General features: G+C 61.1%; 20 protein-coding genes. 8 read left to right on the top strand and 12 right to left on the bottom strand.

The features are described 5' to 3' along the window. Positions 1-131 precede the first annotated feature (131 nt). Entirely contained in the window at positions 132-1,331 is a 1,200-nt protein-coding gene (gene fdhA, locus B1722_RS16875) for a formaldehyde dehydrogenase, glutathione-independent (protein WP_027610665.1), read from the top strand. Positions 1,332-1,545: 214 nt separating this feature from the next. Here fdhA and B1722_RS16870 read toward each other — a convergent pair whose 3' ends face one another. Continuing rightward, entirely contained in the window at positions 1,546-2,220 is a 675-nt protein-coding gene (locus tag B1722_RS16870; protein ID WP_086793563.1) for an anti-sigma factor domain-containing protein, read from the bottom strand. Further along, entirely contained in the window at positions 2,217-2,852 is a 636-nt protein-coding gene (locus B1722_RS16865) for an RNA polymerase sigma factor (RefSeq protein WP_086793561.1), read from the bottom strand. Before B1722_RS16865 ends, B1722_RS16870 begins: the two co-directional genes overlap by 4 nt. A gap of 148 nt (positions 2,853-3,000) precedes the next feature. Between B1722_RS16865 and B1722_RS16860 the strand changes: the two genes are divergently transcribed. Continuing rightward, entirely contained in the window at positions 3,001-3,558 is a 558-nt protein-coding gene (locus B1722_RS16860; RefSeq protein WP_041069921.1) for a DUF2780 domain-containing protein, read from the top strand. Position 3,559: 1 nt separating this feature from the next. Here B1722_RS16860 and B1722_RS16855 read toward each other — a convergent pair whose 3' ends face one another. After that, positions 3,560-4,447, bottom strand: a complete 888-nt coding sequence (locus tag B1722_RS16855) for an acyltransferase (protein WP_086793559.1) — start codon at positions 4,445-4,447, stop codon at positions 3,560-3,562. A 305-nt stretch (positions 4,448-4,752) separates the two neighbouring features. Between B1722_RS16855 and B1722_RS16850 the strand changes: the two genes are divergently transcribed. From B1722_RS16850 to creD, 4 genes are all read left to right on the top strand, one after another. After that, a complete protein-coding gene (locus tag B1722_RS16850) occupies positions 4,753-5,256 on the top strand; it encodes an ATP-dependent zinc protease (protein ID WP_041069928.1) in 504 nt (167 codons plus the stop codon). A gap of 68 nt (positions 5,257-5,324) precedes the next feature. Beyond that, complete coding sequence (creB, locus tag B1722_RS16845) at positions 5,325-6,005, top strand: two-component system response regulator CreB (protein ID WP_041070160.1); 681 nt, start codon at positions 5,325-5,327, stop codon at positions 6,003-6,005. After that, the gene (gene creC / locus B1722_RS16840) at positions 6,005-7,423 is read left to right on the top strand and encodes a two-component system sensor histidine kinase CreC (RefSeq protein ID WP_086793557.1); all 1,419 of its coding nucleotides are present in this window, start codon (positions 6,005-6,007) and stop codon (positions 7,421-7,423) included. The genes creB and creC overlap by 1 nt, the downstream gene beginning before the upstream one ends. 166 nt (positions 7,424-7,589) lie before the next feature. Continuing rightward, positions 7,590-8,960: a cell envelope integrity protein CreD gene (gene creD, locus B1722_RS16835; protein WP_041069934.1), complete on the top strand. Its 1,371-nt coding sequence runs from the start codon at positions 7,590-7,592 to the stop codon at positions 8,958-8,960. 205 nt (positions 8,961-9,165) lie between these two features. Here the strand turns inward: creD and B1722_RS16825 are convergent, their stop codons facing one another. From B1722_RS16825 to B1722_RS16790, 8 genes are all read right to left on the bottom strand, one after another. After that, positions 9,166-9,795: a glutathione S-transferase gene (locus B1722_RS16825; RefSeq protein ID WP_086793555.1), complete on the bottom strand. Its 630-nt coding sequence runs from the start codon at positions 9,793-9,795 to the stop codon at positions 9,166-9,168. A gap of 207 nt (positions 9,796-10,002) precedes the next feature. Further along, positions 10,003-10,182: a hypothetical protein gene (locus tag B1722_RS16820; RefSeq protein WP_086793552.1), complete on the bottom strand. Its 180-nt coding sequence runs from the start codon at positions 10,180-10,182 to the stop codon at positions 10,003-10,005. Next, positions 10,179-11,303, bottom strand: coding sequence for a PepSY domain-containing protein (locus B1722_RS16815; protein ID WP_041070163.1), 1,125 nt, complete (start codon positions 11,301-11,303; stop codon positions 10,179-10,181). The genes B1722_RS16820 and B1722_RS16815 overlap by 4 nt, the downstream gene beginning before the upstream one ends. 73 nt (positions 11,304-11,376) lie before the next feature. Beyond that, positions 11,377-13,803: a TonB-dependent siderophore receptor gene (locus B1722_RS16810; RefSeq protein WP_086793550.1), complete on the bottom strand. Its 2,427-nt coding sequence runs from the start codon at positions 13,801-13,803 to the stop codon at positions 11,377-11,379. A 269-nt stretch (positions 13,804-14,072) separates the two neighbouring features. Beyond that, positions 14,073-15,044, bottom strand: coding sequence for a FecR domain-containing protein (locus B1722_RS16805; protein ID WP_086793548.1), 972 nt, complete (start codon positions 15,042-15,044; stop codon positions 14,073-14,075). Then, on the bottom strand, positions 15,041-15,559 hold the full coding sequence (locus B1722_RS16800) for an RNA polymerase sigma factor (protein WP_041070166.1): 519 nt from the start codon (positions 15,557-15,559) through the stop codon (positions 15,041-15,043). Before B1722_RS16800 ends, B1722_RS16805 begins: the two co-directional genes overlap by 4 nt. 216 nt (positions 15,560-15,775) lie before the next feature. Then, on the bottom strand, positions 15,776-16,483 hold the full coding sequence (locus B1722_RS16795; protein WP_086793546.1) for a PolC-type DNA polymerase III: 708 nt from the start codon (positions 16,481-16,483) through the stop codon (positions 15,776-15,778). Continuing rightward, entirely contained in the window at positions 16,480-18,414 is a 1,935-nt protein-coding gene (locus B1722_RS16790) for a putative nucleotidyltransferase substrate binding domain-containing protein (RefSeq protein WP_302480352.1), read from the bottom strand. The genes B1722_RS16795 and B1722_RS16790 overlap by 4 nt, the downstream gene beginning before the upstream one ends. Positions 18,415-18,673: 259 nt before the next feature. On the opposite strand from B1722_RS16790, the gene B1722_RS16785 reads away from it, so the two are divergent. Continuing rightward, positions 18,674-19,120 carry a response regulator gene (locus tag B1722_RS16785; RefSeq protein ID WP_041069952.1) on the top strand — a complete coding sequence of 149 codons (447 nt, stop codon included), beginning with the start codon at positions 18,674-18,676 and terminating at the stop codon, positions 19,118-19,120. A 243-nt stretch (positions 19,121-19,363) separates the two neighbouring features. Here B1722_RS16785 and B1722_RS16780 read toward each other — a convergent pair whose 3' ends face one another. Next, positions 19,364-21,541, bottom strand: coding sequence for a malate synthase G (locus B1722_RS16780; RefSeq protein WP_086793544.1), 2,178 nt, complete (start codon positions 21,539-21,541; stop codon positions 19,364-19,366). Between the two features lie 606 nt (positions 21,542-22,147). On the opposite strand from B1722_RS16780, the gene B1722_RS16775 reads away from it, so the two are divergent. Then, the gene (locus tag B1722_RS16775) at positions 22,148-22,666 is read left to right on the top strand and encodes a glycine cleavage system protein R (protein ID WP_007966538.1); all 519 of its coding nucleotides are present in this window, start codon (positions 22,148-22,150) and stop codon (positions 22,664-22,666) included. Positions 22,667-22,835 lie beyond the last annotated feature (169 nt).

The following is a 22,835-nucleotide window of genomic DNA, read 5'->3' as shown; positions in this document are numbered from 1 at the left end:
ACCTGTGGGAGCTGGCTTGCCAGCGATGAGGCCATAACAGGCAACACAACAATCAGCATCTGTACCCGAGCACTTAACGCGCTGCCTGCCTGGGCAACGCGGTTCCATAAAAACAACAGCGAGGTGAAAGCATGTCTGGCAATCGTGGTGTGGTGTATCTCGGCGCTGGCAAGGTCGAAGTACAGAAAATCGACTATCCGAAAATGCAGGACCCGCGTGGCAGGAAGATCGAGCACGGGGTGATTCTGCGTGTGGTGTCCACCAACATTTGTGGCTCCGACCAGCACATGGTGCGCGGCCGGACCACGGCGCAGACCGGTCTGGTGCTGGGCCATGAAATCACTGGCGAAGTGATCGAGAAGGGTTCCGACGTCGAGAACCTGAAAATCGGCGACCTGGTCTCCGTACCGTTCAACGTGGCTTGCGGGCGCTGCCGCTCCTGCAAGGAGCAACACACCGGCGTCTGCCTGACTGTCAACCCGGCCCGCGCCGGCGGTGCTTACGGTTATGTCGACATGGGCGACTGGACCGGCGGCCAGGCTGAATACGTGCTGGTGCCGTACGCCGACTTCAACTTGCTGAAACTGCCGGATCGCGACAAGGCCATGGAGAAAATCCGCGACCTGACCTGCCTCTCCGACATTCTGCCGACCGGCTATCACGGTGCGGTGACGGCGGGCGTCGGCCCGGGCAGCACCGTGTACATCGCGGGCGCCGGCCCGGTCGGTCTGGCCGCTGCGGCCTCGGCGCGCTTGCTGGGCGCGGCGGTGGTGATCATCGGCGACGTCAACACCATCCGCCTGGCGCACGCCAAGGCTCAGGGTTTTGAAGTGGTCGACCTGTCCAAGGACACGCCGCTGCACGAGCAGATCGCCGCACTGCTGGGCGAACCGGAAGTCGATTGCGCGGTGGACTGCGTGGGCTTCGAAGCGCGCGGCCACGGGCATGACGGGGTGAAAGCCGAAGCGCCGGCCACCGTGCTCAACTCGCTGATGGGCGTGGTGCGCGTGGCGGGCAAGATCGGTATTCCGGGCCTGTACGTGACCGAAGATCCGGGTGCCGTGGACGCCGCCGCAAAAATGGGCAGCCTGAGCATCCGCTTCGGTCTGGGCTGGGCCAAATCCCACAGCTTCCACACCGGCCAGACCCCGGTGATGAAGTACAACCGCCAGCTGATGCAGGCGATCATGTGGGACCGCATCAACATCGCCGAAGTGGTGGGTGTGCAAGTCATCAGCCTCGACCAGGCGCCGGAAGGTTACGGCGAGTTTGATGCCGGTGTGCCGAAGAAGTTTGTGATCGATCCGCATCGGCTATTCAGTGCGGCGTAAGTTTCAGGCAATGCAAAACGGCGACCTCAAGGTCGCCGTTTTTTATGGGGATGAGCACTAAACCTGTGGCGAGGGAGCTTGCTCCCGTTCGGCGGCGAAGCCGTCGTAAAATTCATACATGCGGCGTCTCAGGAAAATTACCCACTCAAGATTTGGGCCGTTTCGCAGCCCAGCGGGAGCAAGCTCCCTCGCCACAAAGGTTTGTGGGCCAGAGTCAGAGGGCTGCCAAAGCGCCTTGGTAAAGCACCGGACCGGTCGGCTGTCCGGTCGGCGAACCACCTTTCGGCTCCAGACTCACCGCCAGCGCAATCGGCTGGCCGATCAAGGCTTTCTGCGCCGCGCTCAGTTCAACCTTGCCTTTGCCGCCTGCAGGAATCACCCCCAGCGAAATCGGCTTGCCATCGGCGGGTATCGCCCACAGTTCCAGGCTGCGATCAGGCCCGACTGCCGCCAATGTCAGCGGTTCGACTTGCAGATAGTCCGCATGCGTCTCGACCTTCAGCGCCGGTTGCGCGTCGGCACTCAGCAGGGTGGCGCGATAGCGGGCGTCGTCGCGGTTGTACAGGGAACCGAGGAACACCAGCACCACGATCGAACACAGCGCGGCGCTGACCCGCAGCCAGTTCCAGAACGGACGTTTTTCCGGGACGTGCAGTACTTGCGGTTCGATGCGCGCAGTGATGCCTTGCCACACCCGATCCGGCACCGGTTGCTCTGGAACCGCGTCGGTCAGGCTGGCAAGGCTTTCCTGCCAGTGAGCGAGTTCTGTGCGCAGTGCTGCATCGTCCAGCAGCAATTGTTCAAAGCGCCGACGCGCCGCCGACGACATCAGGCCGATGGCGTAATCGGCAGCGAGGGCGCGGCGCAGGGCAGGGGTCTGGTAGTTCATGATTCAAGGCACCTGCGCAGACGTTCCATGCCACGGCGAATCCACGATTTCACCGAACCCAGCGGCGCGGCCAGGTGTTCGGCGAGTTCCGAGCAGGACAGGCCCTGAAAGTAGGCGACGCTGATCGACTGGCGCTGCATGCCGTCGAGGGTGTCGAGGCAACGGTGCAACGCGCTGGCTTCGCGGCTGCTGTTCAACAGGTCGTGGGCCGAAGGGCCTTCGTCCGGCAGGGTGGCCTGTTCGAAGTCGGTCAGCGGCCGGTCACGCTGTTTGCGTAACTGGTCGATGGCCTGGTGGCGAGTGATGTTGATCATCCAGGTCAGCGGCGCCGACAAATGGGCTTCGTAGCGCGAGGCGTTGTTCCAGATGCGCACGAAGCTTTCCTGCAGCACGTCCTCGGCCAGATCTGCCCGGCCCATGAAACGCAAGGCGACACCGTGCAAGCGCGGGCCGACGCTGCGGTAGAGGGTTTCGAATGCACGCCGATCGCCCAGTGAGCACTGGGCCAACAACTGGCGCAACTGATCGGGGTCGGCGGTGGAAATGAAGGTTCTCCAGGCAATGGGCGGACGACGAGGGCGCTGCTCGGGCTGTTCACAGGCTAGTTCAGCGACAGCGCTTGTGCCATTCATCTCGGGTTATCCACGGTTTCACGTTTTATATACGTGGCTATCCTGAAAATGGATGCGTCGGCGAGGAACATGCCAGCGCAAACCCGGTCAAATCGGCAGTTTTGCCGCCCCTAGACGGGCGGTTACCACAGTGCAAGAGGATGTATGAATGAAGATTTCACGCGGTATGGCCTTGGCTTCACTGATGACCCTTGCAGCGAGCCCGGTGTTTGCCGGTTTCAGCTTGAACGATGTCGCCGGTGCAGTCTCGGGTATGCAAGGGGGTGACAAGGCTGCCGCCGCTGCACCGACTTCGGAAACCGCTGGATTGCTGAGTGCCTTGAGTGCGCTGAACGTCACGCCCCAGCAAGCTGTAGGGGGAACCAGTGCGATGTTGGGCCTGGCCAAGAACCAATTGAGCAGCACCGATTATTCGCAGTTGGCCAAAGAAGTGCCGGGCATCGACAAACTGTCGGGCGGTAGCGGCAATCTGGCGGCATTGAGCGGGTTGCTGGGCTCGTCGGGCAAGTCAGCCGGGTTGGAAAATGCGCTGGGCAACGTCAAGACCACCAGCGACCTGAACAACGCTTTCAGTGCGCTGGGCATGGACAGCGGCATGGTTGGCCAGTTTGCCCCGGTGATCCTGCAATACCTGGGTCAACAGGGTGTTGGCGGTTCGCTGTTGAGCAGTCTGGGCAACATCTGGGGCGCCGGCAGCGGCAGCTGATTCAGCCGCGCTCACCGCGCAGTTCGCTGATGCGCTGATCCTTCTCGGTCCAGAGCTGGTTGACCCAGTTCTGGACCTGCTGGCGAAACTGCGGATCGTTCTCGTAATCGCCCTGCGACAGCGCCGGGTCGAGTTCGCGGGTCTGGATGTCGACGATCACCCGCGGCACGCTGCCGCTGATCAGATCCCAGAACCCCGGAATGTTCTCCTGTGGATAAACCACGGTCACGTCGAGCAATGCATCCAGCTGCTCCCCCATCGCCGCCAGCACAAACGCCACGCCACCGGCCTTGGGTTTGAGCAGGTGCCTGAATGGTGAGTGCTGCTGCGCACTTTTCGCCGCGGTGTAGCGAGTACCTTCCAGATAATTCACGACCGTTACCGGCTGGCGCTTGAACAGCTCGCAGGCCTGTTTGGTGATTTCCAGATCCTTGCCCGCCAGCTCCGGATGCTTCGCCAGAAACGCCTTGCTGTAGCGCTTCATGAACGGGTAATCCAGCGCCCACCACGCCAGACCAAGGAACGGCACCCAGATCAGCTCTTTCTTGAGGAAGAACTTGAAGAACGGCGTGCGCCGGTTGAGGGTCTGGATCAGCGCCGGAATGTCGACCCACGACTGGTGGTTGCTGACCACCAGATACGAGGTGTCACCGCGCAGGTCTGCGCCGCCGCGAATGTCCCACTGAGTGGGGATGCACAGACGAAAGATCAGTTTGTCGATTTCCGCCCAGGTCTCGGCAATCCACATCACCGCCCACGAGGCGTAATCGCGCCAGCGCCCTGGCGCAATCAGTTTGAGCAGGGCAAAGACCATCAACGGCCCGATCAGGATCAGGGTGTTGAGCAATAGCAGCAGGGTGACGAAACAGCCGGTGAGCAGGCGGCGCATAAGCAACTCTATGAAGGCGGATGGGCGCGCCATGATAAGTGGCTTCGGGCGACAGGCCAAATCGGCGGTGACGAATGTTTCACTTTTGGGCGGCTATGCTGGAGCCAATTAGTGAGGCTTGTGCTGGCCCCATCGCTGGCAAGCCAGCTCCCACAAGGATCTCCAGTGCATGTGATTTCCGCGAATGGCAGAGAAACCTGTGGGAGCTGGCTTGCCAGCGATGCGATATCAAGGGCGAACGAATTCCTTGATGGCTGTCTAAAATCTCGCGTCTGACGCCCTCATTTTCCAAGGAAGCCCTCTACGTGAAATCCCTCCTTGCACTGTTTGCCCTCGTCGCCCTGCCGGTCATGGCCGCCGAACCGACCCTGTACGGGCGTTATGAATACATCGCGCTGCCGGAAATCGGTGGTGAGGTGCTCAAGGCCAAGATGGACACCGGCGCGCTGACCGCCTCGCTGTCGGCCAAGGACATTGAGACCTTCACCCGCGACGGTGAAAACTGGGTGCGCTTCCGCCTCGGCACCAAGGACGCCAGCAACAAAGTGTACGAGCACAAGATCGCGCGGATCAGCAAGATCAAGAGCCGCTCGGACGAAGAGGACGAGGGCGACAGCACTGAAGTCGCCAAACGCCCGGTGGTCGATCTTGAACTGTGCCTGGGCAACGTCAAGCGTACCGTTGAGGTCAACCTGACCGACCGCAGCAACTTCAACTACCCGCTGCTGATCGGTGCCAAGGCCTTGCGCGAGTTTGGCGCCGCAGTGAACCCGGCGCGGCGTTTCACCGCCGACAAGCCAGACTGCTGAGTGGTCTCATTGACGTAAGGTCAGGCTTGGGGCACCGTTCGCGCACTTAACCCATGGGCTCGGACGCCATGCCTCATATCCTGATTGTCGAAGACGAAGCGGCGATTGCCGACACGCTGATTTTTGCCCTGCAGGGCGAGGGGTTCACGACCACGTGGCTGAGCCTTGGCGCCGCGGCGCTGGAGCATCAACGGCAGACCCCGGCCGACTTGATCATTCTCGATATCGGCCTGCCGGACATCAGCGGTTTCGAAACCTGCAAGCAGCTGCGGCGCTTCAGTGAAGTGCCGGTGCTGTTCCTCAGCGCCCGGGACGCCGAGATCGACCGGGTGGTAGGGCTGGAAATCGGCGCCGACGATTACGTGGTCAAGCCGTTCAGCCCGCGTGAGGTCGCCGCGCGGGTCCGGGCGATTCTCAAACGCATGGCGCCGCGTCCTGCGGTTGAAGCGTCCTCGACGCTGTTTCGCATCGATGCCGAGCGTGTGCAGATCGTCTATCGGGGACAGCCGTTGAGCCTGACCCGCCATGAATTTCGCCTGTTGCAATGTCTGCTCGAACAACCGCAGCGGGTGTTCAGCCGCGAGCAACTGCTCGACGCGCTGGGGGTTGCTGCCGACGCCGGCTACGAGCGCAGCATCGACAGCCACATCAAAAGCGTGCGCGCCAAATTGCGTCTGGTGCGGGCCGACGCCGAGCCGATCCAGACTCATCGTGGCCTCGGCTACAGCTACAGCCCGGGGCACAGCTGATGTCGCTGGGGCTGCGGATTTTTCTGGTGTATGTGCTGTTTATCGGCCTGACCGGTTACTTCGTGCTCAACACGGTGATGGAAGAAATCCGCCCCGGTGTGCGTCAGTCCACCGAAGAAACCCTGGTCGATACCGCCAACCTGATGGCGGAGATTTTGCGTGATGATTTCAAGGCCGGCACGCTCAGCGAGAACCGCTGGCCCGAGTTGTTGCGTGCCTACGGCGAACGCCAGCCGCAGGCGACCATCTGGGGGTTGCCGAAAAATCAGGTCAACCATCGCATCTACGTCACCGACGCCAAAGGCATCGTGGTCCTGGATTCCAGTGGCGTGGCGGTCGGGCAGGATTACTCGCGCTGGAACGACGTCTACCTGACTTTGCGTGGTGAGTACGGCGCTCGTTCGAGCCGCAGCGATCCGAATGATGCGAACTCCTCGGTGATGCACGTCGGCGCGCCGATCCGCGACAACGGCAAAATCATCGGCGTGGTCACCGTGGCCAAACCCAATAGCTCCTTGCAGCCTTACGTCGATCGCACCGAGCGGCGTTTGCTGTTTTACGGGGCCGGGCTGATCGGCCTCGGCCTGCTGTTCGGTGCCTTGCTGTCGTGGTGGCTGAGCCGTGCGCTGCACCGTTTGACCGGTTACGCCAAAGCGGTCAGTGAGGGGCGCCGGGTGGAGGTGCCGCATTACCGTGGCGGTGAACTGGAGCAACTGGCGACGGCGGTGGAGCAGATGCGCACCCAACTGGAAGGCAAGGCTTACGTCGAACGCTACGTGCACACGCTGACCCATGAATTGAAGAGTCCGCTGGCGGCCATTCGCGGTGCCGCGGAGTTGCTGCAGGATGAAATGCCAGCGATTCAGCGCCTGCGCTTTGTCGGCAACATCGACAGTGAAAGCGCGCGGATGCAGCAGTTGATCGAGCGCCTGTTGAATCTGGCTCAGGTGGAACAGCGCCAGGGTCTCGAGGAGCGCGTGGCGGTGCCGCTGGCGGCGCTGATCGATGAATTATTGCGCGCGCAGGCAGCGCGGATCGAAGGCCGGCGGCTCACGATCGAGCAGACCATTGCGCCGGATCTGCTGCTGATCGGCGAGCCGTTTCTGCTGCGTCAGGCGCTGGGCAATCTGCTGGACAATGCACTGGATTTCACCCCGATCGCCGGGTTGCTGCGTTTCAGTGCCGAACGTGTCGGGGAACAGGTCGAGTTGCGCGTGTTCAACGAAGCTGCCCCGATTCCCGATTACGCCTTGCCGCGCTTGAGTGAGCGGTTTTATTCGTTGCCGCGTCCGGACAGTGGGCGCAAGAGCACCGGGTTGGGGCTGAACTTTGTTGAAGAGGTGGTGAAGTTGCATGGTGGGTCGATGCAGATTCGCAATGTCGAGGGCGGTGTGGAAGTGACATTGCGCCTGCCTTGAGACCCTAAAAAGATCGCAGCCTTCGGCAGCTCCTACAGGGGAACGCAATCCCAAGGAGCTGCCGAAGGCTGCGATCTTTTGATCTTTCCACACAATCTCCATATTCCCCCCACATTCCCCTCATACATCAACAGCAGACTCTGCCCATCCAAACAGGGAGAGTCCCATGAACAAAAATTTGACCATAAAGCTCGGGGCCATTGCCCTGTTGATCCTGCTGTTGCTGATCCCGCTGCTGATGATTGACGGCATCATCGACGACCGCCAGCAACTGCGCGACGGCGTGCTCGAAGACATCGCCCGCAGTTCCAGCTACAGCCAGCAACTGAGCGGGCCGGTGATGGTGGTGCCGTATCGCAAGGTGGTACGCACCTGGAAGACCAACGAGAAAACCAATCAGCGCTATGAAGAGCTCGGCGAGGAACGCGGTCGTTTGTACTTTCTGCCGGAGCGCTTCGAGCTCGACGGCCAGGTGCAGACCGAGCTGCGCGCCCGGGGCATTTACCAAGCGCGATTGTTCCATGCTGACAATCGCATCAACGGGCATTTCTCCTTGCCGGCGCAGTTAGGCATCAAAGAAGACTTTGCCGATTACCAGTTCGACGCGCCGTTTCTGGCGGTGGGCATCAGTGATATTCGCGGCATTGAAAACGCGCTGAAACTGGAACTCGACGGCCAGCGTCTGGACTTTGTGCCTGGCACCCAGGTGGGCTGGCTCGGCGAAGGCGTGCGGGTCATGTTGCCGACACTGGACACCCGTAACGCCACGGAGCTGACCTTCGGTTTCGACCTGCGCCTGCAGGGCACCGGTTCGCTGCAGGTGTTGCCGGTAGGCAAGGCCAGCCGCGTCAGCCTGGCGGCGAACTGGCGGCACCCCAGCTTCATCGGCAACTTCCTGCCGGGCAAACGCGAGATCAGTGATCAGGGTTTCAGCGCCGATTGGCAGACCTCGTTTTTCTCCACCAACCTGCAAGAAGCGATGAATCGCTGTGTGATGGGCAATGATTGCGAGGCGTTCAACGGGCGCAGTTTTGGCGTGAGTTTCATCGACCCGGTGGATCAGTACCTGAAGAGTGACCGTGCGATCAAATATGCGTTGTTGTTTATTGTCCTGACCTTCGCCGGTTTCTTCCTGTTCGAAGTGCTCAAGAGCCTCGCGGTGCACCCGGTGCAATACGCATTGGTCGGGGTGGCGCTGGCGTTCTTCTACCTGTTGTTGCTGTCGCTGTCGGAGCACATCGGCTTTGCTTTGGCCTATCTGCTGTCGGCCAGTGGTTGTGTGTTGTTGATCGGATTTTATGTCTGTCACGTGCTGCACAGCGTGCGCCACGGCCTGAGTTTTTCCGCGGGATTGGCAGCGTTGTATGGTCTGCTGTATGGCCTGCTGAGCGCCGAGGACTATGCGCTGCTGATGGGTTCGCTGTTGCTGTTCGGCTTGCTCGGGGTGTTCATGGTGCTGACGCGCAAACTCGATTGGTACGGGATCGGGCAAAAACCGGCCAAGCCGCTGGCGTTTGATGTGGAGGCGATGCAATGAGCGGGTTGGGATTGCGTGAAGATCAGCGAGAGGTGGAGGTTTTGGTGACGCTGATTGTTGCAGCACTGCCGCCGCAACCCAGGTGGTGCCATCGCTGGCAAGCCAGCTCCCACAGGATTTGTGCTGAAACAGAGGGTTCTGTCATACCCAAATCCATTGTGGGAGCTGGCTTGCCAGCGATGAGGCCAGAACAGGTTCCGCCGATTTAAGGCTTGGGCAGGGTAGCGACCATGGACGGTCGCTGACTCACTTCAAAGAACCAGTTGGCCAGTTGTGGATTGGCGCTGCGCCAGTCCAGATCCGGATGACGCAGATCGATGTAACCCAATGCGCACGCCACGCTGATGGCGGCCACGTCGAAATGGCTGGTCAGCTCGGCGATGGCGTCACTTTCCAGATAGGCCAGGGCGCGGCGGATCTTCTCGCGCTGGGCATCGAGCCATTCGTCCCAGTGCTTTTCCGGGGCGCGCAATACCAGTTCGTAACGCACCATCACCGAGGCATCCATGATCCCGTCGGCCAGCGAGGCCAGGGTCAGACGGCGCCAGCGGGCCGCGCCGTCGCGGGGGATCAGCGGGTTGCCGACATGCTGCTGGTCGAGGTATTCGAGGATCACGCGGCTGTCATGGATGACGCTGCCGTCGGCCAGACGCAGGGCCGGGATCTTGCCCAGCGGATTGTCGGCGTTGAGCGCTGCGTCCGGGCTGACCGGGCTGAGCACGCAGTCTTGCAGAGCGACGCGATCCTGCTGGCCGGTCTCATGCAGCAGCACCATCACTTTGCGCACGAACGGGGAGAGCGTGTTGTGGAACAGGGTCATGCAGGGGGCGGACATTGGCAAACCTCGGTGGTCATCGAAGAACAGCAGGTTAGCCTAGCTACAACCACTGTGGCTGGCGAGGAATTGATGGTGTTCGTGAGATCGCCATCGCTGGCAAGCCAGCTCCCACAGTTTTTGCAGCGAACACAAATTTCAGATTCAGCATTAACCCCCGTGGGAGCTGGCTTGCCAGCGATGAGGCCATCACCGACAACACAAAAACTACCTGCGCTGCAACAAACCTCTAATGGCCAGATACGCCGGAACGCCCAGCCCGATCCAGCTCAACGCATCCCAGATTCCATCGCCCAACAACGCCGCAAACAACCCCGCCGCACTCAGCAGCGCAATCACCAGCGGCGTGCTGAAGACCTTCCAGAAATTGTTCTGACGCGGCTTCATGCGGCAGCCTCCACCGTCACCGGTTTTGCCGCTTTACGCCGCACCACCCACAGATACACGCCACTGCCAAGGACGATGATGGTCAGCACGTCGAGGGTCGCCCAGAGGATTTTCATCGGCATGCCGCCGTAGTCACCGAAGTGCAATGGCTGCGACAGGCCCATGGCGTCCATGTACCACGGGCGCTCGGCCACGGCGGTGACCTGCAGGGTGCCGGCGTCGATCAGCACCGGCGTCAGCAGGTGCGAGGTCAGGTGCGTGCCGCCCTTCATGAACACCGCGTAATGATGCTCGCTGGAAAAACGCGTACCGGGGAAGGCGATGAAGTCCGGGTTCATCCCCGGTGCCACGTCCCGGGCGATGTCGAGCAGGCGGGTGGCCGGGGCCAGTCGGGTCAACGGCGGGGCATCGCGGTAGGGCGCGACCATGGCGGTCAGCGAGTCATTGCGCCACGCGGCGATGATCAGATCGGCACAGGCGCTGATCACTCCGGTGACACCGACCACCAGCGCCCAGGTCAGCGTAACCACGCCGATCAGGTTGTGCAGGTCGAGCCAGCGCAGCCGGGAGGACTTGTCCTGGCGCACGGTGCCGAACTGCAAACGGCGCATGAACGGCAGGTACAACACAGTTCCCGAAATGATCGCGACCACGAACAGCAGACCCATGAACGCCAGCAGCAACTTGCCCGGCAGGCCGGCGAACATGTCCACATGCAGGCGCAGGATGAACAACATCAGGCCTCCGTTGGCCGACGGGGTTTCCAGCACTTCACCGGTGCGCGCATCGAGCATGAACGTGTGCGAAGAATTCGGCTCGGTACCGGCGGTTTTCGCCATGATGGTCAGCACGGCGTTGGGCTCGTCGTCCTCGAAACCGAAGTACTGCACCACTTCGCCGGGACGATGTTGTTCTGCCGCCTCGACCAGTTGCGCCAGGTTCAGGCGCGGGGTGTCGGCGGGCATTTCGCGCACTTGCGGGGCATCGCCGAGCAGGTGCTCGATCTCGTGATGGAAAATCAGCGGCAGACCGGTCAGTGCCAACAGCAGCAAAAACACGGTGCAGATCAGGCTGGTCCAGGTGTGGATGAACGACCAGCGGCGAATTGTTTTACTTTTCATTTCATGACCTTCAAAAACACCGAAGCCGTCCACGGGGGACGGCCTGGTGACAGGACCTGTTCAGCTCACGCGCTTACCACTTGTAGGTGGCGCTGGCGACGACGCTGCGCTGGTCGCCGTAGTAGCAATAGAAGCCGTCGCAGGTGGAGATGTAGTCCTTGTCGAACAGGTTGGTGGCATTGACCGCGACCGATGCGCCTTTGAGGCTGTTGTCCAGGCGACCGAGATCGTAGTGCACAGAGGCATCGAACACGGTGTAAGCATTGGCCTTGCCCAGCCAAGTGTTGCCCTGATCGCCGTAGGTGTTGCCGGTGTAACGCACGCCACCGCCGATACCGAAGCCGTCGAGTACGCCGTTGTGCCAGGTGTAATCGGTCCACAGCGAGGCCTGTTGGTTCGGCATCAGCTGCAGGCGGTTGCCTTTGTAGTCGCCTTTCTGCACTTCGGACTTGGCCAGGGTGTAGGCGGCAATCACTTTCAGGTTATCGGTGACGTCCGAGGTCGCCTCCAGTTCCAGGCCTTTGACTTTCACTTCGCCGGTCTGGCTGGTGATCGGGGTGTTGCCGACGGTGGTGGTGACTGCGACGTTTTTCTGCGTCAGGTCATACACGGCGGCGGTCAGCAGGGTCTTGCTGCCCGGTGGCTGGTACTTGACGCCCATTTCCCACTGCTTGCCTTCGGTCGGCTTCAGCGAACCGGTGGAGGAGGCGTCGGCGCCGGTGGTGGGCTGGAAGGATTCGGCGTAGGAAATGTACGGGACGAAGCCTGAGTCGAACACGTAGCTGAGCGCTGCGTTACCACTGAAGTTCTTGTCGCGCTGGGTGTTGGTCGCATCGGCCTTGTTGAAGAACGTGGTGCCGGTGTGGACCCAGTCTTCACGACCGCCCAGCGTCAGGCGCCATTGGTCGAGGGCCATCTGGTCCTGCACGTAGAGGCCGGTCTGGTAGGTCTTCTGGTCGTAGTCGTAATACGCGGTCGAGCGATCCGGACGGACGATCGGCTGGCCGTAGATCGGCTTCAGCACGTTGGTTTTCAGACCGTCACCGTAGATCGACAGGTAGTTGGTGTTGCTGCGTTGGTGATCCAGCCCCAACAGCACGGTGTGGCGAATGTCACCGGTGGCGAAGTCGGCCTGGAAGTTGTTGTCCACCGCGAACTGGCTGATGTCTTCGTCAACGCTGGTGCTGGTGCGCCCGACGTTGCCTTGATCGTCCACCTGGGTGTACGGGTAAGAACCGACGGTCAGGGCCTGGAACGACAGATCCGACTTGGTGTAACGCAGGTTCTGCTTGAACTGCCAGACATCGTTCAGCCGGTGTTCAAACGCATAACCGAGCGCGTAGTAAGTGCGGTCGTAGTATTCCCAATTCGGGTCGCCGAGGTTTTTGTGGTGCGAGACGCTACCGAACGGCATGTCGATCTTGGTGCCCTGCACCGGCAGGAACTGGCTGGTAATGCCGGTATCGTCGCGGGTGAACTGGCTCAGCAGGGTGAGTTTGGTGTCGTCGTCGATGTTCCAGGTCAGGCTCGGCGCGATGTTGTAGCGCTTGTTTTCGATGTGATCGACTTGCGTGTCGCTGTCACGCACCACACCGCTGATGCCGTAGAGAAACTGGCCGGCGTCGTCGATCTTGCCGGTGCTGGCGAAGTTGATCTGGCGATGGTTGTCGCTGCCGTACTGCAACTGGATTTCGCTGCTGGCGTCGCTGCTCGGGCGCCTGCTGACCATGTCCAGCAGGCCGCCCGGCGGGGTCTGGCCGTAGACGGAAGAGGCCGGGCCGCGCAGCAGGGCAAGGCGATCGAGGTTCCAGGTTTCCTGTTTCGGGTTGGCGTACACGCCTTTGGGCAGTGGCAGGCCATCGAGGAACTGGGTCGGCTCGAAGCCACGCACGCGCAGCCAGTCGGCGCGGGTGTCGCTGCCGTAGCTGCTGGCGGTAATGCCCGGCATATAACGCACGGCGTCATCGAGGCTGTGCACGCTGCGGTCGTCCATTTGCTGACGGGTCGCGACCGAGATCGAGCGCGGTGCTTCGACCAGCGCGGTGTCGGTCTTGGTGCCGGCGGCGGTGCGGGTGGCGGTGTAGCCTTCGACCGGGCCCCAGGCCGTTTCCAGGTTTTCCACGCCGATCACGGCGGTTTCCGGCAGCGCCAGTGTCCCTTCAGGCACGGCAGCCAGGCTGTAGGTACCAGTGCTGCTTTGTTCCAGTTGCAGACCGGTGCCTTGCAGCGCCGCGCGCAGAGCGCCGGCGGCGTCGTATTGCCCGTTGACCGGCGCCGAGGTCTTGCCCGCCGCCAGCGACGGATTGAGCGACAGCGCGAGGCCACCCTGGCTGGCGATCTGGTTCAACGTGGTCGACAGCGGCACCGCCGGCAGGTTGTAGGTACGCACGTTGGACGCCTGTTCAGCGGCGAGCAACGGGTTGCTGATCAGCGGCGCGCTGAGGGCAATGGCAACGGCCAGCAGACTGGGGCGCAACAAGGTGTCTAGCGAACGGGACATGCGAAGGCTCCTGAATGGAAATATTTCTCAATTGCCTGTGTGCCGGACGAGAATTGAAAAGTGATAGGGCTGGATGAAAATAATGTCGATTAACTGGGAGTGGGGCAGCCGATTCGCGTGGCAACATTGGTTTTGTGCAGTTGCGGGCGGCCTCATCGCTGGCAAGCCAGCTCCCACAGGTTCAGCGCAGCTCACAGAATTGGTATTCAACATCGATCTCTGTGGGAGCTGGCTTGCCAGCGATGGCGGCCGCTCGGGCACCAGATAAATCAGGGTTTTGTATCTGCTTTGGCCACCGTGACCCAATACGGCGTGTGCTGCTCGATCTGCACCGGCAGGGTCGGCAGCAGGGCGCTCAAGGCCTTGTCGGTGTCGTGCAGCGGGAAACTGCCGGTGATGCGCAGGTCAGCGACTTCCGGCGCCACGCCCAGATGCCCGCGCCGGTAGCGTCCAAGCTCACGCACCAGATCTTCCAATCGAGCGTTGTCCACCACCAGCATGCCGCGGGTCCAGGCATCGGCGCCTGGCGTGAGCGCAGCGACCGCGTCGAGGCCGTTATTGCGGATCAGTACTTGCTGGCCTTCGCGCAGGATCTGTTCTTCAGGATGGCTTTGCGGATGCGCCGCCACCGCCGATTGCAGGACGCTCAGACGCGTGCCCTGGTCTTCACGCTTGACCAGAAACCGTGTCCCCAATGCGCGCATGCTGCCTTCGCGGGTTTCGACGATGAACGGCCGCGCATCACCGTGACCGGTCTCGACCATGATCTCGCCTTCCTGCAATACGATCAGCCGCTGCCTGGCATCGAAGCGCACATCCACCGCGCTGTGGGTGTTGAGATTGAGCATGGTGCCATCGGCCAGGCGTACCGTGCGCTGTTCGCCGGTGGCGGTGCGTTGATCGGCAAGCCAGTAATCCAGCGGCAAATACCGATCACCGGCAAACAGCGCCAGACCGATCACCGCCACCACGCTGGCCAATCCGCTGCCGAGCTTGCGCACGCGCCGCCGAATGCCTTCGCGCGATTGCAGTAACGCAGCGCGGGCCGGGCCGTTGGCGACGTTGAAGCGCTGATCGAGCATGCCCAGTTGGCGCCAGGCGCGGGCGTGTTCTTCATGGGCCGCATGCCATTTGGCGAACTCCTCGCGCTCCAGCGGACTGCCGGAATCCAGCGACAATTGCCAGGCAATCGCCGCGTCCAGCACCTGGGCCGAGACCGGTTTGGAGCTGGCCGGATTCATGTCGGCTCACCGTAGAGGGCGATGTAGCACTGGCGAATGCCTTGCGCGAGGTATTGCCGCACGCGCGGCACCGAGACGCCGAGCTTCGCGGCGATTTCGGCGTGGCCGAGGCCGTCGAGGCGGTTATAAAGGAAAGCGGCGCGGGCCTTGGTCGACAGTTTGCCGAGCAGTCGGTCGATGGCCTTGAGGTCTTCCAGGATCAACTGCTGTTCCTCCACCGAAGGTTGTTCGCCTTCGGGGATCAGCATCAATTCGGCGAGATAGGCCTGTTCCAGCGCGGCGCGACGGAAGTAGTCGAACAACAGGCCCTTGGCGATCGCCACCAGAAACGCCCGGGGTTCGCGCGGGGTCAGCAGTTGATCGCGACCGAGCAGGCGCACGAAGGTGTCCTGGCTCAGGTCTTCGGCCCGTTGCGGGCAAGCTACATTGCGCCGCAGCCAGCTCAGCAGCCAACCGCGATGGTCGCGATACAACGCACCGACGATTTCACTGTGAGGGCTTGGGACTGACGACACCAGACGCACCGATTGGGAAATGTTAACCAACGAGAATTGTTCGCGATTCTCGCAGAGGTGGGAATGGTTAGCAATTGGCCACTGGTCGGGTGAAGTTAACGGTGAGCCCTGTAGGAGCTGCCGCAGGCTGCGATCTGTTGATCTTGCTTTAACAACAAGATCAAAAGATCGCAGCCTGCGGCAGCTCCTACAGGGGGATATGGTTCGGCCGAAAATCTAGAAGGAGGGCGCCTGCTGACGGCGTTTCCATTGAATCAAGCGCTGCTGCAGATTCAACGGACTATGAATCTGCTGCTGCCGCGCCCGGCTGAACAGGATCAACGCCAGCTCCGCCGTGGCCAGCGCATCGGCACTCGCGTTGTGCCGCTCGAACACCTCAAGCCTGAACCAGTCGATCCATTCATCCAGCCCGGCCTCGCGAATATTCGCCTGCGGGCACAACAGCGGCGCCATGTCCGCGACATCCAGAAACACGTTCTGCAGCTTGTAGCCCAAGTGCTCCTTCAGGGCGCGTCCGAGCATGTGCTGATCGAAGGGCGCATGAAACGCCAGCACCGGACTGTCGCCGATAAACTCCATGAGCTCCAGCAGCGCTTCGGCCGGGTCGCTGCCGGCGGCAATCGCGTTCGGCCCCAGGCCATGAATCAACACACTGGGGCTGAGCTTCAGCTCCCGGCATTGAAGGGTGCGTTCGAACTGCTGGCTGAAGTCGATTGCGCCGTCCTCGATGACCACTGCACCGATCGACAGCACGCGATCCTTGTTCAGGTTCAGCCCGGTGGATTCCAGATCGAGCACCACCCAGCGCTGCTCGCGCAGGCTGCATTCTTTCAGTTCGCCAATGGTCGGCAGTTTTGCCAGGCGCTGTTGCAGGTCTGCCGACAGCAGTGGGCTGGCCGGCCGCAGCCACGAAAACAGGCTCATAACTGATACCGCAAGGCCAGGCTGCTTTGCAGGCGCTGGGCCTGGCGCAGGGATTCACGCAGGATGCGCCGGTCCAGATGATTGAGGCTGTCCGGGTCGACGCGGTTGGACCAGGGCAGATTCTCACGGGTCTGGATCTGATGCTGCTGCATGCGCGTCTGTTGGATGAAGTGATAAGCCTCTTCATAAGCCGCGCCGTCGAGCCGTTCGATGACTTGTTTTTCGACCAGCTGACGCAAGCGTTCGAGGGTGTTGTTGGTTTCGATGCCATGCGCCAGCGCCAACAGGCGTGCACCGTCGACGAAGGGCGTCAGGCCCTGGACCTTGAGATCTAGAGTGGCTTTCTCGCCGTTTTTGCGCGCCAGCACAAACTCGCGGAAACGCCCCACGGGCGGGCGATTGCGTAGCGCGTTCTCGGCCATCATGCGCTGGAACAAACGGTTGTCGCCGACCTGATCGAGAATCCCGCGGCGCAGTTGCGCACAGCCTTTCTCGTCACCCCAGACCACCCGCAGGTCGAAATAGATGCTCGAACCGAGCAGGTTCTCCGGCGTCGCCTCGCGAATGAACGCTGCAAAGCGTCGCGCCCATTCTGCCCGGGACAGGCACAGCTCGGGGTTGCCGGCCATGATGTTGCCTTTGCACAGGCTGAAGCCGCACTGCGCCAGGCTCTGGTTGATCTGCTGGGCGATCGGCAGCAGCTTGCCGCGAATCTCCGCCGCCTGCGCCGCGTCCCGTGCTTCGAAGAGAATGCCGTTGTCCTGATCGGTGTGCAGCGTCTGTTCGCGCCGGCCCTCACTGCCGAAACACAACCAACTGAACGGCACGCCGGGGTCGCCTTTTTCGGCGAGGGTCAGTTCGATCACCCGGCACACGGTGTGGTCGTTGAGCAGGGTGATGATGTGAGTGATCTGCGTCGAAGACGCACCGTGAGCCAGCATGCGTTCGACCAGTTGGCCGATCTCGCCGCGCAGACTCACCAGTTGCTCGATGCGCTGGGCGCTGCGGATGGTCCGGGCCAGATGCACCAGATCGACCCGTTGCAGGGAGAACAGATCGCGCTCGGAGACCACGCCGCACAAGCGCTGATCCTTGACCAGACAGACGTGGGCGATGTGCCGTTCGGTCATGGCGATCGCCGCGTCGAAGGCGCTGTGATCGGGCGACAGAAAGAACGGCGAGCAGGTCATGTGGCGCTCGATGGCTTCGCTGAAATCACCGTTGCCATTGGCGACCACTTCGCGCAGATCGCGCAGGGTGAAGATCCCCAACGGCGCCTTGTGTTCATCCACTGCGACGATGCTGCCGACTTGTTGCTCGTGCATCAGCTTCACTGCTTCGCGCAGTGGTGTGTCGGGGCTGCAGGTCACCGGATGGCGCATCGCCAATTCGCCGAGGCGGGTGTTGAGCGAATACTGGGTTCCGAGGGTTTCCACGGCTTTCTGCTGGACTTGCTGGTTGACCTGGTCGAGCAGGCTGCTGACCCCGCGCAAAGCGAAATCGCGGAAGCTGCTGGACAGGGCGAACAGCTTGATGAACGCCGGTTTGTTCAGTTGCAGGCAGAAGGTGTCTTCGCCGGCCAGGTGTTCGGTGCGGGTCGCCCGTTCGCCAATCAGTGCGGCCAGCGGAAAGCATTCGCCGGTGGTGATCTCGAAGGTGGTTTCGGTGCCGGGCCGGGTGATGTGCTGACGCTCGCCGATCACGCGGCCCTGTTTGACGATGTAGAAATATTCGACCGGCCCGTCGGCAGGTTTGATGATGCTTTCGCCCTGGCCATAGAAGCGCAGCTGACATTGCTCCACCAGAAAAGCCAGGTGGGCGTGTTCCATCTGATTGAAAGGCGGGAAGCGCTGGAGGAATTGCAGGGTGCCCTGAATGTTCTGCAACACCGCGGTCTTCCCTGCCTGGGTGAAGGCGTCCGCTTTACTCATAACCATTACCGCAGTCTTTTTTGAATTGTTGTTGTCGGATCGTTGCAGCCATGGTCGGCCCCTGCGTGCAGGGTGCCCATTGGACGTAAGTCTAGGTTGGGGTTGCCGTTCGGCACATTTGGGAAGAACCCTACAAAAACAGTCGGAAATTCTCGCGTCAGCCTCTTGGAAAAAAATCCGACGAAGTGCACATTGAAGCTGTGCTTAGCGATGTCTGACGACTGTGCCAGGTGACTGAATTGAAAACGTAGAGAGTGCCATGTCCGACCACGATATTTTGAGCGACGCCGAGCGTGAAGCGCTCAGCGCTGTCATGCTCGAACCCGACTTGCCGCCGCAGCGTGTGCTGATCGTCGATGACGACAAGGACGCCCGGGAGCTGTTGTCGGAGATTCTCGCGTTGGACGGTATTCACTGCATGACCGCCGCCAGCGGTGAAACCGCACTGAAGATGCTCGCGGAAAAACCCTCGATTGGTCTGGTGATCACGGATCTGCGCATGGGCAACGTCGATGGTCTGGACTTGATCCGCCAGGTACGCGAATCGGTGCGGGCAGCGATGCCGATCATCATTGTTTCCGGCGATGCCGATGTAAAAGACGCGATTGCCGCGATGCATCTGAGCGTGGTGGATTTCCTGCTCAAGCCGATTGATACGGCCAAGTTGCTGGGCCTGGTCAAACACGAATTGGGCATCGAACCGTAAATCGTGTTTAGCCGCTACCCTTGTGGCGAGGGAGCTTGCTCCCGCTGGGCTGCGAAGCGGCCCCAAACCCTGCATCCACATTAATCCTGACACATCGCATTCGCTGAATTTACGACGGCTGCGCCGCCGAGCGGGAGCAAGCTCCCTCGCCACAGGGATTACTGCCTGCTTGGGGTTTCAGCCCAAACAAAAAAGCCCTGATCGCAAGATCAGGGCTTTTTCATGTCCGGCAGTCAGCGCAAGTTACAGGCCATTGGCCTTCTTGAACTCGCGACGACGACGGTGCAGGACCGGCTCGGTGTAGCCGTTCGGCTGTTTGGTGCCTTCGATCACCAGTTCGACCGCCGCCTGGAAGGCGATATTGCTGTCGAAGTTCGGTGCCAGCGGACGGTACAGCGGGTCGTTGGCGTTCTGCCGGTCAACCACCGGCGCCATGCGCTTGAGGCTTTCCATCACTTGCGCCTCGGTGACGATACCGTGGCGCAGCCAGTTGGCGATGTGCTGGCTGGAGATCCGCAGCGTTGCACGGTCTTCCATCAGGCCGACGTCATTGATGTCCGGCACCTTCGAGCAACCCACGCCCTGGTCGATCCAGCGCACCACGTAACCGAGAATGCCCTGGGCGTTGTTGTCCAGTTCGTTCTTGATCTGCTCCGGCGTCCAGCTCGGGTTGACCGCCAGCGGAATGGTCAGGATGTCGTCCACCGAAGCGCGGGCACGCTTGGCCAGTTCGGCCTGACGGGCGAACACGTCAACCTTGTGGTAGTGCAGCGCGTGCAGCGCAGCAGCGGTCGGCGACGGTACCCAGGCGGTGTTGGCGCCGGCCAGCGGGTGAGCGATTTTCTGTTCGAGCATCGCTGCCATCAGGTCGGGCATCGCCCACATGCCTTTACCGATTTGCGCACGACCTTGCAGGCCGGTGCTCAGACCGATATCGACGTTCCAGTTCTCGTAGGCGCCGATCCACTTTTCGGTCTTCATGTCGGCCTTGCGCACCATCGGGCCGGCTTCCATGGAGGTGTGGATTTCGTCACCGGTGCGATCGAGGAAGCCGGTATTGATGAACACCACGCGCTCGCTGGCCGCCTTGATGCAGGCCTTAAGGTTGACCGTGGTGCGGCGCTCCTCGTCCATGATCCCGACTTTCAGGGTGTTGCGGGCAAGGCCCAGCACGTCTTCGATGCGACCGAACAGCTCGTTGGTGAACGCCGCTTCTTCCGGGCCATGCATCTTCGGTTTAACGATGTAGACCGAGCCGGTGCGAGTGTTCTTGCGCGAGGTGTTGCCGTTGAGGTTGTGCATCGCCGCCAGACAGGTCACCAGACCATCGAGGATGCCTTCCGGCACTTCGTTGCCATCCTTATCGAGGATCGCATCGATGGTCATCAGGTGACCGACGTTACGCACGAACAACAGCGAGCGACCGTGCAGGGTCAGTTCACTGCCATCGACCTTGGTGTAGGTGCGATCCGGGTTCATGGTGCGGGTGAAGGTCTGGCCGCCCTTGGCGACTTCTTCGGACAGGTCGCCCTTCATCAGGCCGAGCCAGTTGCGGTAGATCACCACTTTGTCGTCGGCATCGACGGCGGCCACGGAGTCTTCGCAGTCCATGATGGTGGTCAGTGCCGCTTCCATCAGGATGTCTTTGACGCCGGCGGCGTCGGTCTGGCCGACCGGGGTGCTGGCGTCGATCTGGATTTCGAAATGCAGGCCGTGGTTTTTCAGCAGGATCGCGATCGGGGCATTGGCATCGCCCTGGAAACCGATCAGCTGAGCATCGTCGCGCAGACCGGTGTTGCTGCCGCCCTTGAGGGAGACCAGCAGTTTGCCGTCAGCGATCTTGTAACCGGTGGAGTCGACATGAGAGCCGGCAGCCAGTGGCGCCGCTTCGTCGAGGAACGCACGGGCAAAGGCGATGACTTTGTCGCCACGCACCTTGTTGTAGCCTTTGCCTTTTTCCGCGCCACCGTCTTCGCTGATCGCGTCGGTGCCATACAGAGCGTCGTACAGCGAACCCCAGCGGGCGTTCGAGGCATTGAGGGCGAAGCGGGCGTTCATCACCGGCACCACGAGTTGCGGGCCGGCGGTGCGGGCGATTTCATCATCGACGTTTTGCGTCGTTGCCTGGAAATCAGCCGCTTCTGGCAGCAGATAACCGATTTCTTGCAGGAAGGCTTTATAGGCCACGGCGTCGTGCGCCTGGCCGGCGTGTTCCTGATGCCAGGCATCAAGACGAGCCTGGAAGTCATCGCGTTTGGCGAGTAGGGCTTTGTTCTTCGGCGCCAGGTCATGAATGACCTTGTCGGCACCTTCCCAGAATTTTTCGGCGGTGAGGCCGGTACCGGGAATGGCTTCGTTGTTCACGAAGTCGAACAGGACTTTGGCGACCTGCAGGCCACCGACTTGAACGTGTTCAGTCATTGCTTGCCTCACTCTGCTCAGCTATTTCGCTTTTCAGCTCTTCAATTTAACAATGAAGCCTCTGGCCATTTAAACCACAAACCTTCCGACCAGTACATGCCATTGCTGGCGGCTGGGCTGGGACCAATCAACGGCTTGGGGGCCTTGCTGACGGGGCTTTCAGGATTGCGAACGTGCCTTGGGCAGACATCGATCCAGCGTTATGTAGTGCGCGCTGCGGCATACTACAGGATGAGTTGCGCTTGTGAAAATCAGACTATTTACGTCGTTCTGCGACCTCATGACGCATTGCGGTCACGTCGCGGAACGGGATGTTCTCAAAAAACCAGCAGATTGTTCCAGTTAAATATAAAAAGTTGTACACATAAATGCTGTGCAGCTCCCATTCAGCTTCGTTGCGCCTGCATTTGTGGCGAGGGAGCTTGCTCCCGCTCGGGTGCAAAGCACCCGCAAAAGCTATTACTGACTGGAGAGGGCGTCCTGCGGCCGCCAGCGGGAGCAAGCTCCCTCGCCACAGGTGTTGTTCACTTGAGCATGGCGGCTGAATGTCGGTGCTTGCCTATACTTGCCTTTCTATAACAAAAGTCATGACAAGAGGGCTGCGCCATGGACCATCTCGTACTCACTGTGTTTGCCCCGGACAAGCCCGGGCAGGTCGAGCGCATCGCCCAATGCATCGCCGAGCATGGCGGTAACTGGCTGGAAAGCCGCATGTCACGGATGGCCGGGCAGTTCGCCGGGATTCTGCGGGTGGGCGTGCCGGCGGAGGCTTACGACGAATTAGTCGATTCCCTACAAGCATTGTCGGCGCAGGGCATTCGCGTGCTGATTGCCGAGAGCGGCATCGAGCAGTCCTGTACCTGGAAACCGATCGCCATGGAGCTGGTGGGCAACGACCGTCCGGGCATCGTGCGCGACATCACCCGTTTGCTCAGTGAGCAGGGGGTGAACCTCGAACGGCTGGTGACCGAAGTGCGCCCGGCACCGATGAGCAGCGAGCCGTTATTCCACGCCGAAGCAATTCTCGCGGTGCCGCTGACCCTGTCGCTGGACGTGCTGCAATCGCGCCTGGAAACCCTGGCCGATGATCTGATGGTCGAACTGGTGTTACGCACAGACGTTTAAGCACCGCCAGGGTTATCCAGTTTTAACGTGCACCTGCCTGTGGATAACCTGTAGAGACCGGGCGCAACGCCACGCAGGCTGTGGCTTGCCGGGAACTGATCAAAAAACCGCCAGCATTCAGTGACTTGCGCACAAACGGCGGGGATCACGCTGTGGATAACCTTGGGAA

The sequence above is a fragment of the Pseudomonas sp. SCPG-7 genome (assembly GCF_002156405.1).
GTDB lineage: Bacteria > Pseudomonadota > Gammaproteobacteria > Pseudomonadales > Pseudomonadaceae > Aquipseudomonas > Aquipseudomonas parakoreensis.
This window is presented reverse-complemented; position numbering and strand designations above follow the sequence as displayed.

Coding starts and splice junctions, on each gene's coding strand:
- fdhA (WP_027610665.1), top strand. CDS start 132: ATGTCTGGCAATCGTGGTGTGGTGTATCTCGGCGCTGGCAAGGTCGAA.
- B1722_RS16870 (WP_086793563.1), bottom strand. CDS start 2,220: ATGAACTACCAGACCCCTGCCCTGCGCCGCGCCCTCGCTGCCGATTAC.
- B1722_RS16865 (WP_086793561.1), bottom strand. CDS start 2,852: ATGAATGGCACAAGCGCTGTCGCTGAACTAGCCTGTGAACAGCCCGAG.
- B1722_RS16860 (WP_041069921.1), top strand. CDS start 3,001: ATGAAGATTTCACGCGGTATGGCCTTGGCTTCACTGATGACCCTTGCA.
- B1722_RS16855 (WP_086793559.1), bottom strand. CDS start 4,447: ATGCGCCGCCTGCTCACCGGCTGTTTCGTCACCCTGCTGCTATTGCTC.
- creB (WP_041070160.1), top strand. CDS start 5,325: ATGCCTCATATCCTGATTGTCGAAGACGAAGCGGCGATTGCCGACACG.
- creC (WP_086793557.1), top strand. CDS start 6,005: ATGTCGCTGGGGCTGCGGATTTTTCTGGTGTATGTGCTGTTTATCGGC.
- creD (WP_041069934.1), top strand. CDS start 7,590: ATGAACAAAAATTTGACCATAAAGCTCGGGGCCATTGCCCTGTTGATC.
- B1722_RS16825 (WP_086793555.1), bottom strand. CDS start 9,795: ATGTCCGCCCCCTGCATGACCCTGTTCCACAACACGCTCTCCCCGTTC.
- B1722_RS16820 (WP_086793552.1), bottom strand. CDS start 10,182: ATGAAGCCGCGTCAGAACAATTTCTGGAAGGTCTTCAGCACGCCGCTG.
- B1722_RS16815 (WP_041070163.1), bottom strand. CDS start 11,303: ATGAAAAGTAAAACAATTCGCCGCTGGTCGTTCATCCACACCTGGACC.
- B1722_RS16810 (WP_086793550.1), bottom strand. CDS start 13,803: ATGTCCCGTTCGCTAGACACCTTGTTGCGCCCCAGTCTGCTGGCCGTT.
- B1722_RS16805 (WP_086793548.1), bottom strand. CDS start 15,044: ATGAATCCGGCCAGCTCCAAACCGGTCTCGGCCCAGGTGCTGGACGCG.
- B1722_RS16795 (WP_086793546.1), bottom strand. CDS start 16,483: ATGAGCCTGTTTTCGTGGCTGCGGCCGGCCAGCCCACTGCTGTCGGCA.
- B1722_RS16790 (WP_302480352.1), bottom strand. CDS start 18,414: ATGAGTAAAGCGGACGCCTTCACCCAGGCAGGGAAGACCGCGGTGTTG.
- B1722_RS16785 (WP_041069952.1), top strand. CDS start 18,674: ATGTCCGACCACGATATTTTGAGCGACGCCGAGCGTGAAGCGCTCAGC.
- B1722_RS16780 (WP_086793544.1), bottom strand. CDS start 21,541: ATGACTGAACACGTTCAAGTCGGTGGCCTGCAGGTCGCCAAAGTCCTG.
- B1722_RS16775 (WP_007966538.1), top strand. CDS start 22,148: ATGGACCATCTCGTACTCACTGTGTTTGCCCCGGACAAGCCCGGGCAG.